Source organism: Amycolatopsis sp. H20-H5, from assembly GCF_035828755.1.
Lineage (GTDB): Bacteria > Actinomycetota > Actinomycetes > Mycobacteriales > Pseudonocardiaceae > Amycolatopsis.
This window is the reverse complement of sequence record NZ_JAYMZS010000048.1, coordinates 1-15406: the sequence shown is the minus strand read 5'-3', so window position 1 is coordinate 15406 and position 15406 is coordinate 1. Positions and strand designations below refer to the sequence as shown.

Below are 15406 nucleotides of genomic sequence, written 5' to 3'. Positions count from 1 at the left end.
GCTCCTTAGTCCGCGAACTCGGCGAGGCCGTCTTTGATGACCACGGTGTCGCCGACAGTGGTTTCGAACGCATACGCCGACTCTCCGGCGCGCCAGATCTCAGTGCTGAGGTCCTGGCCGGGCAGCACCGGCTTGGCGAACCGCACGGCGAGCCGCTTCAGTCTGTCCACATCGGACCCGCCGACCTCGGTCAGCAGCGCCCACGAGGTGAACGCCATGACGCACAGGCCGTGCGCGATGATCCCCGGCAGCCCGGAGTCCTTCGCGACCTCGGGGTCGAGGTGGATCGGCATCGGGTCGCCCGCGGCCGGGCTGTACCGGTACGTCTGGTTCTCGTCGACGTGCTGGCTCACCTTCGCGACAGGCGCCTGAGCGCGCGTCGCGTCCTCGAACTTGTGGCCCGGCGCGAGCTCGCCGCGCGTCTCCCCGGTGTCGAACCCGCGGACGAAGAACGTCACGAACTGCTCGTTGACCAGCTCGCCATCCTCGGTGCGGCTCTCGAGGTAGACCGACGCGCGGGTACCGTTGGACAGGCCCTCGTAGCCGGTCATCTTGCCCCGCGAGACCAGCTTGTCGCCGGGCCGGATCGGCCGGTGGAACCGGAAATCCTGCATCCCGTGCAGCACCTTGCCGAACAGCCTGGCCGGCACGACCTCCAGCGCGGGCTCCAGCAGCGACTCGAACACCGGCACGATCGCGAACACCGGGCTCGCGACGTCCCCGGCGAGGTGCGCCGGGATCGGGTCGTTCGTGGCGGCGGCGTACTCGGCGAGCCGCTCACGAGTGACCTCGAACCGGCTTTCGCCGGTCCACTGGTCCAACCCGGCCGGATCGAACCCCTCCTGCGCGGTCATCCGACCAGGACCCGGAACTTTTCGAGCGACTCGTCGAGGTTCTTCTTGCCGTCCTTTTCGACGGCCTTGCCGAGCGCGCCGATGATCATCTGGCCCTTGAACTCGGCTTCGATGGTGGCCGTGGAGCCCGTACCCGAGGCCTCGACGGACAACCGGAAGCTGACCTGCACCCCGGCCATGCCGGTCCCGGAGATCACGAGCTTCGACGGCGCCTCGAACTCGTCCACCGTCCAGGTGATCGTGTTCGGCATGCCGAGCATCGTGACGACCTCGGTGGCCTGGGCGCCCTGCGCGAACTCGGCCGGGACCTCGCCCTTCCACTTGGTGTGGATGGTCAGCCACTTCTCGAAGTTGTTGGGGTTGGAGAACTCCTGCCACACCTTGTCCGGGGCGGCGGGGAGCTCGACGGAAGCGTTGATCTGGCCCATAATTTCTCCTGGTTAGCGTTCGGCGCGCTGGTACGCGGTGACCACGGCGGCGCCGCCGAGGCCGATGTTGTGCTGGAGGGTGGCGGTGACGTCGTCGACCTGACGCTTGTCCGCGGTGCCGCGCAGCTGCCAGGTCATCTCGGCGCACTGGGCGAGCCCGGTCGCGCCGAGCGGGTGGCCCTTCGAGATCAGGCCGCCGGACGGGTTGACGACCCACTTGCCGCCATACGTCGTCTCGTTGTTGTCGACGAGCTTCCCGCCCTCACCCTCGGCGCACAGCCCGAGCGCCTCGTAGGTGAGCAGTTCGTTGGCGGAGAAGCAGTCGTGCAGCTCGATGACCTGGAAATCGTCGGGCCCGAGGCCGGACTGGTCATACACCTTGAGCGCGGCCTGCTTGGTCATGTCGTAGCCGACGATGTTCTTCGCGCTGCCGTCGAAAGTCGACTTGTAGTCCGTGGTCATCGCCTGGCCGACGATCTCCACCGCCTGCCCGGCGAGCCCGTGGGACTCCACGAACGCCTCGCTGGCGAGGATCGCCGCACCGGAACCATCCGAGGTCGGCGAGCACTGGAGCTTGGTCAGCGGGTCGTAAATCATCCGCGAGCCGAGGATGTCGTCGAGCGTGTAGACGTCCTGGAACTGCGCGTACGGGTTGTTCACCGAGTGGCGGTGGTTCTTCTCGCCGATCTTGGCGAACTGCTCGGCCGTGGTGCCGTAGGTCTTCATGTGCTCACGCCCGGCCGCGCCGAACATCCACGGCGCCGGGGGGAACAGCACCTCGGAAATCTCGGCGAGCGCCTGGAGGTGGTTGCCCATCGGCTGCTCGCGGTCGTCGTAGGTCGAGCCGAGCGAGCCGGGCTTCATCTTCTCGAAGCCGAGCGCGAGCGCGCAGTCGGCCTGGCCGCTCTTGACCGCCTGCGCGGCGAGGTACAACGCCGTCGAGCCGGTCGAGCAGTTGTTGTTGACGTTGACGACCGGGATGCCGGTCATGCCGAGTTCGTAGACGGCGCGCTGCCCCGAGGTCGACTCGCCGTAGACGTACCCCACGTAGGCCTGCTGAACCTCGTCGTAGGCGATCCCGGCGTCCGCCAGTGCCTTGGTCCCGGCCTCCTTGGCCATCTGGGGGTAGTCCCAGTCCTCACGTCGTCCGGGCTTCTCGAACTTGGTCATCCCGACGCCGACGACGTACACCTTGTTCGCCACCGCAGCACTCCTTGTCGTTGACGCGTTCCTGCTGTCTTGAAGATACAGACCTGCATGTATTTATCAACCCTTGCCCGTGCCGATCAGGCCGGTCACGACGCATCAATGCAGGTCAGCGACCTATATTTACATACAGTACTGCACGGATGTTAGGCTCTTGGACGTCCGCTCGCCGTCGAAAGGACCCGCCGTGCCCGCTCGCCCAGTCTCAGCCCAGGTCGTCGCCATCACCGGAGGAGCGCGGGGCATCGGCCTCGCCGTGGCCAAGGCCTTCGCCGCGAGGGGGGCACGCGTGGCCCTCGGCGACCTCGACCTCGAGCTCGCCGAAGAAGCCGCGAAAGACCTTCCCACCGGCTGCGTGGCGTTGCCGCTGGACGTGTCCGACGCGGCCTCGTTCGCCAAGTTCCTCGACGACGCCGAGGCCGCGCTCGGCCCGCTCGACGTGCTGGTCAACAACGCCGGGATGATGCTCACCGGCGATTTCCTCACCGAACCGCGGGGCAACGTCGACAAGATGCTGGCGGTCAACCTCGGCGGCGTGCTGATCGGTGCGCGCCTCGCCGCGGAGCGCTTCGCCCCGCGGGGAAACGGCCACATCGTCAACATCGCGTCGATGGCCGGTGTCGCCGGATTCCCCGGGATCGCCACCTACTGCGCCACGAAATTCGGCGTCGTCGGACTCACCCACGCGCTGCGCCAGGAGCTGCACCCGACCGGCATCCGCGTTTCCGCCGTCCTGCCCGGCATCGTCCACACGGAACTGTCCGCCGGACTGCAGGTCTCCCCGCTGGTCGAACGATTCGGCTCGTGCGAACCCGCCGACATCGCGAACTCGGTCCTGCGCGCGGTCGACCACAATCGCGCGAAGACCTACACCCCGGCCAGGCTGGGCCTATTGCTACGGCTCGGCTTGGCACTGCCGGAATCCGTCCAGCGCAGGCTGCACCGGACCTTGGGCACCGAGCGGCTCTACCTCAACGTCGACCAGGCCACCCGCGACGCCTACCACGCGCGGGCCGCGCACGACGCGGCCTGACGGCTGTCGCCGACGTTTACTCCACAGCCTGACTCCATAGCATTTACTCCACAGAATTACTCCACAGAATTACTCCACAGTGGACTGTGAGCTGGACAGCGTGCCGATGACGACGGTGCAGTCCAGTTCCTCGGAGTACTCGACTCGGGCGACCAAACCGTTGCCGGACATGGCTTTCTCCGTGAGCGGCGCCTGACGCCCACTCGTCTCGATCAGCAGATGACCGCCCGGGGCGAGCCACTGCGCCGCCTCGGCCGCGACCCGGCGCTGGACGTCGACGCCATCCGCGCCGCCGTCGAGCGCCACCAGCGGCTCGTGGTCCCTGGCCTCCGGCGGCATCAGCTCGATCGCCTCGGTGGGCACATACGGCGCGTTGACGACCAGCACGTCGACCCGGCCGCGCACTGACGCGGGCAGCGGTTCATAGAGGTCGCCCTCGAAAACCTGCCCGCCCGCGGCTTCGACGTTGCGGCGGGCGCAGCGCACCGCCGCGGGTTCGATGTCGGCGGCGTACAGCTCGACGTGCCCCAACCTGGCGGCCACCGCGACTCCGAGCGCACCGGAGCCGCAGCACAGATCGACGACCACGGCGCCCGGCCTGGCCAGCCCGACCGCTTGGCGGACAAGGAATTCAGTGCGTTGCCGGGGTACGAACACCCCGGCGTCCACCGCGATCCGCAGGCCGCAGAACTCGGCCCAGCCGAGGACCACTTCGAGCGGCTGACCGGCGGCCCGGCGCTCGACCATGGCCGTCAACTCGGCGTCGGTCCGCGCGGTGGAGACGAGCAGCTGTGCTTCGTCCTCGGCGAACACACAACCGGCGGCGCGAAGGGCGCTGACGATGGCGGAGTAGGAAAGCGCCGGGGAAGAGGGCGCCCCGCCTACGTTGACAGTCATCGGATTCCCGCCTCCTCAGTGCGTTCCCGCTGGAAAAACCGACCTTACACGAAGCCGGGCGGCCTCGGATCGAATCGGGCACAGGGCCGATAAAAGCCTTACACCGCAATGGTTTTCAGTTTTTGTCGGTGGTATCGGTTAGCTTCTGATCATGACCCGACACCGAGCCACCCTCCAGTCCCAGACCGGCCGCCAGCAGCAGGAGATGCCCCCGGGCACGCCGCCACCGCTGGTCGAGCCGGTCGTCGGTCATCGCCACCTCGCTCACGAGGATGCCGCGGATGACGTCCATGGCCGTATAGAGCCAATGCCGGAAAGCGGGCCGCGCGGCCTGCGCCGGAAACTGCCCGCGGACGAACTCGGCGAGCGCACCGGTGACGAGCGGCTCCACCTCCTTGAGCTGGTCGCGCAGTTCCGGATCCGAGCGGGCCGCCATCCACAATTCGACGGTGGCGACGAACAGCCGTCCGCGATGGATCCCCCACAGCAGATCGAGTCCCGCGCCGAGCGCGTCGGCCGAGGCCTTGAGCCGGTCCGTCTCCCCCGCGGCGAACTCCACCCGTTCGGTGGCCAGATGCCGGACGGCGGCGGTGACCAGATCGGCCTTGGTCGGGAAGTGGTGCACCTGCGCGCCCCGGGTGACACCCGCCCGCTCGGCCACCCTGGGCGTGGTGGTGCCCGCGTAGCCGTACTCCACCAGGCACTCGACGGTCGCGTCGAGCAGCCGCCGTCGCATGGCGGTGCTGCGTTCCTCCTGCGTGCGGGTGACCATGGACAACACTAGCAAACATACAGCGAGGAATGTATGTAGACAGCACAGAGAACAGGCCGGTCACCGTCCCGCGAGGAACAATGACCGGCCTGGGAGAAAGCTAGGCGACGTGGAAGGACTGCCCCGTGCCGCCAGTGCACGCGGCCTGCACCAGCTGCACGCTGTCCGCCGTCGACCCACCGGGCACGGCCAGGCATTTCGAGCTGTTCTTGTTCACGAAGTGGTAGTAGCCGCCGCCCTCGGAGACCGGCTGCCACTGCTGGTTCGCCCCGCCGGCGTAGGACCACAACTGCACCGGGGCGTTGACCGCGGTGGACACTCCCGTCACATCGATGACCTTGGCGGCGTTGAGATTGTTGTTGACCCGGGTGAACCCGCCCGAGGTCGGCTGGAACTGGAACTGCTGGGCGGCGCTGCCATTGCAGGTGTACTGCTGGATGACAGTGCCGTTGGCCGAGGCCGCGCCGCGCGCGTCGACGCACTTGCCGCCGGCCTTGTTGACCACGGCGTACCAGGCCGTCGGCGAGATCGTGCCGGGGTCGGGCGGGGTGGTGGTGCCGCCCCCGCCCAGCCCCTTGAGCCCATCGAGGACGAACTTGTTCTGATCGGCGCTTTCGAACGTCGAGGACAGCCGCGTGTTCGTCTGGTAGTTCATCGCGTTGTGCCCGAAGTTCGCGTAGAGCATCTTGAAGTTCTTGTTCGCCCACATGATGGGGTAGTAGCCGCTGCGCCACTGCTGGTTCGGGTCACTGCCGACCGGGAAGGTCGACGGGTCGAGCGAGGCCAGGATCTGGATGTTCGAATTCTGCCGGAGATCCTTCTCCCACGAGTACCACTCGCTCACCGAAGACTGGATGGTCGACGGCAGGTTCGCCGTCGCCGGGCTGGTGTGGTTCTCGATCTTGAGCGTCTCCGCGGTCGGGCCCCAGGTGTTGGTGGCGAACCGGCCGGTGCCGAGGAAGTCGTTGTGGAACCAGTTCGCCGCGGCCGTGGTGCCCGCGTCGTTGTAGGCGGTGACATGGAAGCCGAAGAACGCGCCGCCTGCCTCCATGTAGCGCTGGAAACCCTGGTACTGGGCCGTGGACTGCGGCTGGTCGTCCAGGAACAGGACCACCTGGGCCTGGGACGGGTCCAGGGTGGTCAGCTGGTTCCAGTTGGTGGTCGCCGTGTACGTGTAACCGTTGGCAGCGGCCTGTTGCGGAAACCAGATGTTGGCTTCCTTCTCGAAATCGATGTGCGCGGCGTCGTACGTTCCGCTGTAGAACGCCAGCACTTTGAACGGTGCTGCCGCCTCCTGCTGCGGCTCGGCGGCGGCCGGTACCGAAGCGAGCAGCAGGCACGCGCCGAAGAAGGCGATCACCTGGCCGAAAAGGCGTGGGGATCTTTTGAGCACCTTGAGTCCGGGCAGCATGGGGGATCCTTCCGGTGGCGGGGACTACCAGGGGATTCAGTGGCCGTGGCGGTAGCTCAGGCCATAGCCGAACGGGAAGAGAGCGGGCTTGCCGTCACCGACGTTGATCGGCTGCTGGTCCGCGCTCCGCATCCACGTGACCGGCAGCTTGCCGGTGGGGTTGTAGGCGCCGAACAGCACATCGGCGACACCCTGCCCCTCGGTGCCCGGCAGCCAGGACTCGATCAGCCCGTCCCACTGCGGGAGCTGCTGCGCGATGTCCAGCGGGCGCCCGGAAACGAGGACGACCACGGTCGGGACACCGCTGTCGTGCAGCTTCTGGAGCGTGGCCAGGTCGGTCTGGTCCAGGCCCATCGACGCGGGCCGGTCGCCCTTGGTCTCGGCGTAGGGGGTCTCCCCCACCACGGCGACGGCGACGTCGTAGCTGTGGTCGATCCCGGTGCCGTCCTTGCTGTAGGTGACGGTGGAGGAGGGCTTCGCGGTCTGCTTGATGCCCTGCAGGATCGTCGTGCCCGTGGTCACCGGGCCGCTCGCGCCCTGCCAGCCGACCGTCCAGCCGCCGGTCTGGTTGCCCAGGTCGTCGGCGGTCTTGCCGGCCACGAAGATCTTGTTGCGCGACTTGTCCAGCGGCAGCACGTTGTTGTCGTTCTTCAGCAGCACCTGCGACTCGCGCACGGCCTCCCGCGCGAGGTCGCGGTGTTCCTTACTGCCGACGGTGGACATGTACTTGCGGTCGGTCAGCGGGTGCTCGAACAGCCCCAGCTCGAACTTCTTGGTCAGGATGCGCCGGTTCGCGTCGTCGATCCGCGCCTGCGAGACGTGCCCGTTCTGGACCTCGCCGCGCAGCGTGTCGATGAACTTCTGGTACTCGAAGGGAACCATGATCATGTCGATGCCCGCGTTGACCGAAGCGGAGACCTCTTCGGGGGTGAACCCGGTCTTCCCGTCGATCTTGTCGACGCCGTTGTAGTCCGAGATGACGATGCCCTTGAAGCCGAGCTCGCCCTTGAGCACGTTGTTGATCAGGTAAGAGTTGGCGTGCAGCTTGACGTCGTTCCAGCTGCTGTAGGAGACCATCACCGAGCCGACACCGCGCTCGACGGCCGCCCGGAACGGCGGCAGATGGATCTTGCGCAGCTCCTGCTCACTGATCTGCGTGTTGCCCTCGTTGACACCGCCGGTGGTGCCGCCGTCGCCGATGTAGTGCTTGGCCGTGGCCATCACCGAAGCGGGCTGCGAAAGCGAGCGGCCCTGCAGCCCGTCGATGATCGTGCTCATCGACGTCGCCAGTTCGGGCACCTCGCCGAACGACTCGTACGTCCGCCCCCAGCGGTCGTTGCGCGAGACGCAGAGACAGGGCGCGAAGTCCCAGTCGATCCCGGTGGCCGAGACCTCCTCGGCGGTCGCGCGGCCGATCTTCTTGGCCAGCGCGGGATTCCGCGTCGCGCCGAGGCCGATGTTGTGCGGGTAGACAGTCGCGCCGTAGAGGCCGTTGTGGCCGTGCACCGCGTCGACGCCGTAGATCAGCGGGATGCCCAGCGGGGTCGACAGTGCCTCGCGCTGGAAGTTGTCGTACATGTCCGCCCAGGCCTGCGTGGTGTTGGGCGTCGGCTGCGAGCTGCCGCCGGAGAGCAGCGAGCCGAGCTTGGCCTTGGCCACGTCACCCGGCGCCTTGATGCCGAGCCGCTCGGCCTGCATCATCTGGCCGAGCTTGTCGTCGAGCGACATCCGGGAGAGCAGGTCGGCGACCCGGGCCTTCACCGGCAGCCAGGGGTACCGGTAAGCGGGTTTGTTACCGGCGAGCGCCTGCCCCTGCGAACCGAGCAACATGGCGGCCACGACCAGGCCGAGAGTGAGTCTGCGTCCGGATCGCATCCGGTTCCTCCTCGTTGAGGTAAAGTTCGAGGTGAAAGTTCAAGTCTTAAATTAACGCAAAGAACCTCCTGTGGTCCAGACCTCTGAGCTTGTTTCGAGTACGTGAACGCGCGTCCCGGTGACCGCCATGATCCCGTGCGGCATTAGGAACCAAGTTCGCCTAATAGCGCCCTAACGTGGGTCTCAACGAACTGAAAGGACCCACGATGACCACGAACCAGCCCCTCCCCGGCGAACGCGGCGACGTCCTCCAGACCCTGGTGGAGCAGCGGCACATGCTGCGCATCACCGTCCGCGGGATCGGCGACGAGGAGGCCAGCAAGCGCACAACCGTGAGCGAGCTGACGCTCGGCGGCCTGATCAAGCACATCACCCGGTGCGAGCGCGCGTGGCTGCGGCTGCTGCTCGACGGCGACGGCGAGGTCCCCGAGGAGATGATGGACATGAACCAGTACACGATGACCGCCGGCGAGACCCTGGCCGGTCTGCTCGACGAGTACGCGGCCGCAGCCGCCTTCACCGACGAGACACTGGCCGGGCTGCCGGACCTGGACCGGACGGTGCCGCTGCCGATCATGCCGTGGTCACCGCCCGAACGGCAGTACTGGTCGGCTCGCCGGATCCTGCTGCACATCATCCGCGAGACGGCCCAGCACTCCGGCCACGCCGACATGATCCGCGAGGCCCTCGACGGCGCGAACTCGACAGCCCAGCTCGGCGTCGACTCAGCCAACGGTGCCTTCGGCTGACCCCCAGAAACGGGAGCAAAGGTCCTTTGCTCCCGTTTCTGCGAGCAGGAGCCGAGAAGGAGCAATGCGCTGAAGGCCACCTTCAGGGACTTCCAGCCGGACGGGCCCGGAGTCCGGCTGGCCGGGTTAACGCCGGAAGCTAGCGGTCCGAGCGCAGTGAAGCGGGATCGAAGGTCTCCCAGTAGTCGTCCTCTTCGGCCCGCGACGTCGTGGCCGCGACCGGAGCCTGCGGCTCGCCATCGAGGCCGAGCCGCAGCGCGCGCTGGCGCTGGAACTCCTCGACGGTCATCCCCGGGTCGTCGTCCTGGGCCCTGGCGGGGGCGGGCAGGCCGGACATCTGCTCGATCATGAACGTCATGTCCTCGCCGAGCAGCAGCGCGACCTTGTTGTAGCTGTCCTGCGTCGCCTCCCGCAGGGCGATCTGCGCGATCTCGACCACGAGCGCACCGAGCCGCTCGTGGCCCCGGTTCACCGCGGCGGGCCCGAGCCACAGCTTGACCAGCTTGCCCTTGGCGTCGACGGTCACCTCGACGGTGTTGTCGACGTCGTGCGCGGTGCCGCGGGCCTGCGCCATCAGCCCTTCGACCTTCGCCATCGCCTCCTCTCGGGCGTGGGCCTGGTCGATCAGCTGACGGGTGGTGAACGTGACGGGTTCCTGCTCGATCATGAAACCGTTCACCCTTCCTGGTAGCCGACGATCGGCTCGGCGTCGACGTCGTCCTCGGGGATCGGCTCGTAGCCGAGCGACTTCAGGTTCGGGTCGTTCTCGCCGAGGACCGGCGCCAGCGCGTGGTACATCCGCTCGCCCGCGCGCCGGGTGGCCCGGTTCGCGAGCTCCATGATCTGCGCGGCGATCGCGTCGGGCCCGGACCGCAACGCGGCCCGGCTCAGCGTGACGCCGGTGAGCAGCCCGCCGGGCGCGACCTCGACCTTGATCGCGCCGTCGCCGGACTCCGCCCTGCCGACCACCTTGCCGATGCGCGCGAAGCGTTCGTCCGCCTCACGGGCGGTGCGTTCCACCTGCTCGGTGAGCCTCGACATCTCGAGGTCCAGATCGATCTCAGCCACGGGAACCCCTATCCGGTCGGCCGGTAGAAACCGACGAAGGACTGGCCCGCGTTGGTGGTCCTGATCTTGCTGACCTGCACGGGGTCACCCGCCTCGACCATCTGCCCGTCGCCGATGACCATCGCCACGTGCCCGGACCAGACCACGAGGTCGCCCGGCAGCAACTGGTCCATCGACGGCACCTCGGCGCCGACCGTCTGCGCGTGGGCCGTGCGCGGCAGGGTGAGCCCGGCGTCGCCGTAGGAAGTCATGGTCAGGCCGCTGCAGTCGAGGCCCTTGTCCCGCGCGGTGCCACCCCACACGTACGGCACGCCGAGCTGCGAAAGCGCGGACCGCACCGCCTTGGCCGCCGTCTCGTTGGGCGCCTTGACCGTGTGGCCGTTCGGCAGGTTGACATCGACGCCGGTGCCCGGCTGGAGTGGGATCGCGACCGGCAGCCGGGGCTTCGACACGGATCCCCCGCCTCCGCCACCACCACCGCCTCCGCTGTGGCCACCACCCCCGCCGCCGGAGCTGCCGTGGCTGTTGAACTGCTGCGCGACCTTGGTGTCGTGCGCGCTGCTCGCGCTCGTCGACTGGTCGCCGCCGAGCCTGGTGCCGATCGTGCCCAGCTGGGTCAGGGTCTGCTCGCTGAACGTCGCGGCCTGGCCGGTGAGCTCGGCGATCTTGGTCTGCAGCTTCATCAGGATGTCGCGGGAGGCGGCGCCCCGGCTCTCCGGCGGCTGGATGTTGTTGACCGCCGCCAGCGCCTTCATCGAAGCGGCGATCTCCTTGATGACCTGATCGCGGACCTGGTCGTTCTTGATCTCGCCGACGTGCAGCGTCTCGGCGGCCTCGGCGACCGCCTTCTCGATCTCGGCGCTCTCGTCGAGCAGGTCCTGTACTTCCTTTTCCAGGCCCTGCGAAGTCGCCGTGGCGCGATCGGCGCTGTTGCCGGACGCGGTGTTCGCCAGGTTGGACCGCTGCGTCCCCGCGTGGTCCTTGGCCTTGGCCATCGACGTCTGGAGCGCGACCTGCCCATCCCGCGCGCCACTGATCGCGGCGGGGTTGTGCTTGAGCTTCTGGCCGAACTGGTTGACCCCGTGCAGGCCCTGATCCGCGACGAGCTTGACGTCGTGTGCGGTCACGCGAGGCCCTTGCCCAGGCCGCGCATGACCTCGTGCTGCTCGCCTTCGACGGCGGCGTAGGTCGCGCCGGTGCGACGGGAGGCTTCGCCGACCTGGTGCCAGTTACCGCCGATCTTGTTCACCCGATCGTGCAGTGCGCGCATCCGGCCGGAGTACGCTCCGGCGAACCCGGATTCGCCGCCCATGGCCGAAAACCCGTCACCACCGAGCTCGACGTGCGGGCCCACGTGCTGATCCCCCGCGCTCCGGACGTCGTCGCCTAGTGGATCGACCTGACGCGCGTAGTTCTCATACGCGCCTTCGTCGACGTGGTAACCCTTGTTCGTCCCGTCCACAAAGCCCTCCCTCGACACCAGGAGTGCGACGAGCCCGGCCCACCCTGGTTCCCCCTGAACACTGCGAGTCCAGACTAAACCACCAAGCGTGTCCGGAGTGGGCGAAACCGGCAGAACGGGTCAGCTCTGACCGGCGACGAGCTTCTGCAACCAGCTCGGGTCCTGGACCTGGATGCTCTTGCCGTTCACAGCCACCGTGGGCGTGCCGAAGCTGCGCCGGCCGTCCGGGAAGGTCTGCGCCAGGTTGTCGTCCTTCAAGGTCTTGGCGAACTCGGCGTCGAGCTGCTGGTCGTAGGTGCCCGAGGTGATCGAGGCGGTGAACTTGGGGTCGGTGATGCCCAGGCCCTGGCCGAGCGCGATCAGCTGCCCCTTGTCGAAGCCGCGCTTGCCCTCCTCGGGCTGGTTGGCGAACAACGCGTCGTGGAACGCGGTGAACTTGCCGGCGTCGGCCGCCGCGAGCGAGGCGTTGGCGGAGTCCAGCGAGTAGCCGGGCGGGTTGGAGCTTTCGTTGAGCAGCGGCACCATGTGGTACTTGACCTGCAGCGCGCCCGAGTTGACCTGGTCCTCGATCTGGGTCCCGTAGGTCTTCTGGAACGTGCCGCAGATCGGGCAGAGGAAGTCGGCGTAGATGTCGATCGACGCCTTCGCGCCCGGCTTGCCGACCGTGACCACCACCCCGTCACGCTTCTCGACCACACCGGCGGCGAGCTGCTTCGAGATGCCGGGGTCGATGGTCTGGCCCGCGGTGGCGTTCTTGGAGGCGTTGCTCCAGAGCACGCCGCCGATCACCGCCGCGGCGACGAGGACCACGGCCACCACGATGCCGATGGTCTTCTTCCGGTCACCGCCCGCGGTCCCCCTGGCCTGCGCCACCGAGCGCGAGGCCATGGCCTGCTGACGTTTGTTCCGTTCGTTGCGCTGCGCGCCACCCACGTTATTGATTCCCTTCCGCGATAACCCGGTAGTCGTCCCCGGTCTCGCCGGAGTTCCCGCGACCTCGTCCTAGCCAGCCGTCCAGCGCCAGCCACGTCCACGGACGCGCCACCAGCCACACCGCGAGCAGCGCGAAACCGGTGTCCCGCGCGATCTCCTGCGGATACTGCGTCTGGCCGTTCGCCACCTGCCCGCCGCCGCCGAAACAGCCGCAGTCGATGCTCAGCCCGCGCACCCATGACTGGGCGATCGCGGCGATGAGCACGGCGAACATCAGGATCGAGAGCACCGAGACGATCCTGATGCCCAGTCCGAACAGCAGGAGCAGGCCCAGCGCGAGTTCGATCAGTGGCAGGGCCGTGGCCACCGGGCTGACGAGCCCGGAGGGGAGCACGTCGTAGGCCTTCACCGCGATGTAGGTCTGGCCCGAATCGCTGATCTTCAGCGCTCCGGAAATCAGCCAAATGGCGGCAAGGCCGAGCCTGGCGAGAGTGCCGACGGCATCAAGCACGAGTTGGGACGGTCGCGTCACGCGCTTAGGCTATCCGGCGGACCTGAGAAGAATGTGAGCCGACCACGACCCCGGACGGAGGCCGCCATGCGGGCGCGTGCCCTCCTCGTCGCGGCGTTGCTGCTGGTCACGGCCGCGTGCTCGGGCGGGAAAGTCTCGCCGGGGGACTCGGTGGTGGTCCGCGCGCAGGACGGGAACCAGCTCACCATCGGGATCCGGTTCGACCAGCCGGGCCTCGCGTTGCGCACGGTGGACGGGCGTTTTGTCGGGTTCGACGTGGACGTCGCGAAATTCGTCGCGGGCGAACTCGGCGTCGATCCGGCGCACATCACCTGGCACGAAACCACCTCCGCCACCCGGGAGACAGACCTCACCTCGGGCGCCGTGGACCTGATCGTCGCGACCTACTCCATCACCGACAAGCGCAAGCAGGTGGTGTCCTTCGCCGGGCCCTACTTCGAGACCGGGCAGGATCTGCTGGTGCGCCTCACCTCACCCGACATCACCGGCCCGGAGACGCTCAACACGCGCCGCCTCTGCTCGGTCACCGGCTCCACCCCCGCCCAGCAGGTCCGCGACCGGTTCGCCCAGGCCGTCCAGCTGGTCGAGTACCCGCGTTACCCCGATTGTGTGACGGCGTTGCTCGCTGGCCAGATCGACGCGGTCACCACCGACGCGGTCATCCTGGCGGGGTACGTGGCGCAGAACCCCGAGCTGCTCAAGGTGGTCGGCAAGCCGTTCTCCACCGAGCGCTACGGCGTCGGGCTGCGCAAGGGGGACACCCAGGGGCAGGCGGCGATCGCCAAGGCGATCCAGAAGATGATCTCCGGCGGCGCCTGGAAGGACTCGCTGAACCGCAACATCGGCCCGTCCGGCTACCCGATCCCCGCGCCGCCCCGGGTCACCGAACAGTGATCCGTGAGGTCGAGCTGCCGGACCTGCCGGTCCGCGCGGTGCTGGCCGAGCTGACCGCGGCGCTCGACGCCCACGGCACGGCGGTGCTCGTCGCCCCGCCCGGCACCGGGAAGACCACGCTGGTGCCGCTCGCGCTGGCCACCCCGGACGGCGGCCGCGTGGTCGTCGCGGAGCCGCGGCGGCTGGCGGCCAGGGCCGCGGCCGGGCGGATGGCGAAGCTGCTGGGCGAGCCGGTCGGCGAGACCGTCGGGTACTCGGTCCGGGGTGACCGGAAGGTGTCTTCGCGGACCAAGATCGAGGTCGTGACCTCCGGGCTGCTGGTCCGGCGGCTGCAGGGCGACCCCGAGCTGCCCGGGGTGTCGACCGTCCTGCTGGACGAGTGCCACGAACGTCATCTCGACGCCGACCTGCTGCTCGCGCTGCTGCTGGACGTCCGTGCCGGGCTGCGCGACGACCTAAGGCTGCTCGCGACCTCCGCGACCGTGGCCGCCGGGCGGCTGGCGGCGCTCCTGGGTGACGCGCCGGTGATCACCGCGCACGCCAGGACGTATCCCGTGACGATGTCGTACCACCCGCCCGCTCGCGGTGAACGTCCCGAAGCCACCGTCGCCAGGACCGTCCACACCGCACTGTCCGAAGGGGACGGTGACGTGCTCGCGTTCCTGCCGGGCGCGGGTGAGATCGCGCGGGTTTCGGGCTTGCTGGGCGGACTTCGCGACGTCGACGTCCTGCCGCTGCACGGACGGCTCCCGGCGGCGAAACAGGACGACGCGTTGCGGCCGCGCGAACGTCGCCGGGTCGTGCTGGCCACGGCGGTCGCCGAATCGAGTCTCACCGTGCCGGGGGTGCGGTCGGTGGTCGACTCCGGGCTGTCGCGGGTGCCGCGAGTGGACCACCGGCGCGGCCTGCCGGGCCTGGCGACCGTGCGGGTGTCGGCGGCGGTCTCCGTGCAACGCGCCGGACGGGCCGGGCGCGAAGCACCGGGACGGGCGTATCGCTGCTGGTCAGAGCACGAACAGGGCTCGCTCCCGCCCTATCCCGAGCCCGAGATTCGCACGGCCGAACTGGCCAGGTTCGCGCTGGAGCTGGCCTGCTGGTCCACTCCCGACGGCTCCGGGCTCGCTTGGTGGGATCCGCCGGGTGAAGGCGCCTTCGCGGCCGGGCGGGCGCTGCTGGTCACGCTGGGCGCGACCACCGCGGACGGGACCGTGACCGATCGCGGCCGCCGGATGGCCGGGCTCGGCTTGCATCCCCGGCTCGCCAGGGCGCTGCTCGACGGCGCCGCCGAGGTA

The 15406-nt window shown here is 68.5% G+C and carries 17 protein-coding genes; 4 read left to right on the top strand and 13 right to left on the bottom strand.

Translation table 11 applies throughout. The features are described 5' to 3' along the window. Positions 1-5 precede the first annotated feature (5 nt). The 3 genes from QMK34_RS24805 to QMK34_RS24795 are packed head-to-tail and all read right to left on the bottom strand — an operon-like array spanning position 6 to position 2485. Positions 6-854 (bottom strand): MaoC/PaaZ C-terminal domain-containing protein, encoded by an 849-nt coding sequence (locus tag QMK34_RS24805; protein WP_326416719.1) that lies wholly within the window; start codon positions 852-854, stop codon positions 6-8. Continuing rightward, positions 851-1282 (bottom strand): type II toxin-antitoxin system Rv0910 family toxin, encoded by a 432-nt coding sequence (locus QMK34_RS24800; protein WP_326416718.1) that lies wholly within the window; start codon positions 1280-1282, stop codon positions 851-853. The genes QMK34_RS24805 and QMK34_RS24800 overlap by 4 nt, the downstream gene beginning before the upstream one ends. Positions 1283-1294: 12 nt before the next feature. Continuing rightward, positions 1295-2485: a lipid-transfer protein gene (locus QMK34_RS24795; RefSeq protein ID WP_326416717.1), complete on the bottom strand. Its 1191-nt coding sequence runs from the start codon at positions 2483-2485 to the stop codon at positions 1295-1297. 190 nt (positions 2486-2675) lie between these two features. On the opposite strand from QMK34_RS24795, the gene QMK34_RS24790 reads away from it, so the two are divergent. Further along, positions 2676-3521 (top strand): SDR family oxidoreductase, encoded by an 846-nt coding sequence (locus QMK34_RS24790; RefSeq protein WP_326416716.1) that lies wholly within the window; start codon positions 2676-2678, stop codon positions 3519-3521. A 69-nt stretch (positions 3522-3590) separates the two neighbouring features. On the opposite strand, the gene QMK34_RS24785 is transcribed toward QMK34_RS24790, so the two are convergent. The 4 genes from QMK34_RS24785 to QMK34_RS24770 form a co-directional block, all read right to left on the bottom strand. Next, positions 3591-4418: a putative protein N(5)-glutamine methyltransferase gene (locus QMK34_RS24785; RefSeq protein ID WP_326416715.1), complete on the bottom strand. Its 828-nt coding sequence runs from the start codon at positions 4416-4418 to the stop codon at positions 3591-3593. Positions 4419-4533: 115 nt separating this feature from the next. After that, positions 4534-5190, bottom strand: a complete 657-nt coding sequence (locus QMK34_RS24780; protein ID WP_326416714.1) for a TetR/AcrR family transcriptional regulator — start codon at positions 5188-5190, stop codon at positions 4534-4536. Between the two features lie 100 nt (positions 5191-5290). Further along, positions 5291-6601: an RICIN domain-containing protein gene (locus tag QMK34_RS24775; RefSeq protein ID WP_326416712.1), complete on the bottom strand. Its 1311-nt coding sequence runs from the start codon at positions 6599-6601 to the stop codon at positions 5291-5293. 36 nt (positions 6602-6637) lie between these two features. After that, a complete protein-coding gene (locus QMK34_RS24770) occupies positions 6638-8476 on the bottom strand; it encodes a glycoside hydrolase family 3 protein (protein WP_326416711.1) in 1839 nt (612 codons plus the stop codon). Between the two features lie 206 nt (positions 8477-8682). Here QMK34_RS24770 and QMK34_RS24765 point away from each other — a divergent pair, with 206 nt between their 5' ends. Continuing rightward, positions 8683-9225: a DinB family protein gene (locus QMK34_RS24765; protein WP_326416710.1), complete on the top strand. Its 543-nt coding sequence runs from the start codon at positions 8683-8685 to the stop codon at positions 9223-9225. Between the two features lie 139 nt (positions 9226-9364). Here QMK34_RS24765 and QMK34_RS24760 read toward each other — a convergent pair whose 3' ends face one another. The 6 genes from QMK34_RS24760 to QMK34_RS24735 form a co-directional block, all read right to left on the bottom strand. Further along, positions 9365-9892, bottom strand: coding sequence for a YbaB/EbfC family nucleoid-associated protein (locus tag QMK34_RS24760; protein ID WP_326416709.1), 528 nt, complete (start codon positions 9890-9892; stop codon positions 9365-9367). A gap of 8 nt (positions 9893-9900) precedes the next feature. Beyond that, positions 9901-10293: a YbaB/EbfC family nucleoid-associated protein gene (locus QMK34_RS24755; protein WP_326416708.1), complete on the bottom strand. Its 393-nt coding sequence runs from the start codon at positions 10291-10293 to the stop codon at positions 9901-9903. Between the two features lie 8 nt (positions 10294-10301). After that, the gene (locus tag QMK34_RS24750; protein WP_326416706.1) at positions 10302-11420 is read right to left on the bottom strand and encodes a C40 family peptidase; all 1119 of its coding nucleotides are present in this window, start codon (positions 11418-11420) and stop codon (positions 10302-10304) included. Next, positions 11417-11755, bottom strand: a complete 339-nt coding sequence (locus QMK34_RS24745; RefSeq protein ID WP_326416705.1) for a hypothetical protein — start codon at positions 11753-11755, stop codon at positions 11417-11419. The genes QMK34_RS24750 and QMK34_RS24745 overlap by 4 nt, the downstream gene beginning before the upstream one ends. 120 nt (positions 11756-11875) lie before the next feature. Continuing rightward, positions 11876-12688, bottom strand: a complete 813-nt coding sequence (locus tag QMK34_RS24740) for a DsbA family protein (RefSeq protein WP_326416704.1) — start codon at positions 12686-12688, stop codon at positions 11876-11878. A 1-nt stretch (position 12689) separates the two neighbouring features. Further along, positions 12690-13220 carry a MauE/DoxX family redox-associated membrane protein gene (locus QMK34_RS24735; RefSeq protein ID WP_326416703.1) on the bottom strand — a complete coding sequence of 177 codons (531 nt, stop codon included), beginning with the start codon at positions 13218-13220 and terminating at the stop codon, positions 12690-12692. Between the two features lie 66 nt (positions 13221-13286). On the opposite strand from QMK34_RS24735, the gene QMK34_RS24730 reads away from it, so the two are divergent. Next, positions 13287-14114: a glutamate ABC transporter substrate-binding protein gene (locus QMK34_RS24730; RefSeq protein WP_326416702.1), complete on the top strand. Its 828-nt coding sequence runs from the start codon at positions 13287-13289 to the stop codon at positions 14112-14114. After that, the coding region (locus QMK34_RS24725; RefSeq protein ID WP_326416701.1) for a helicase-related protein at positions 14111-15406 on the top strand (1296 nt) is incomplete at its 3' end. The genes QMK34_RS24730 and QMK34_RS24725, both read left to right, overlap by 4 nt.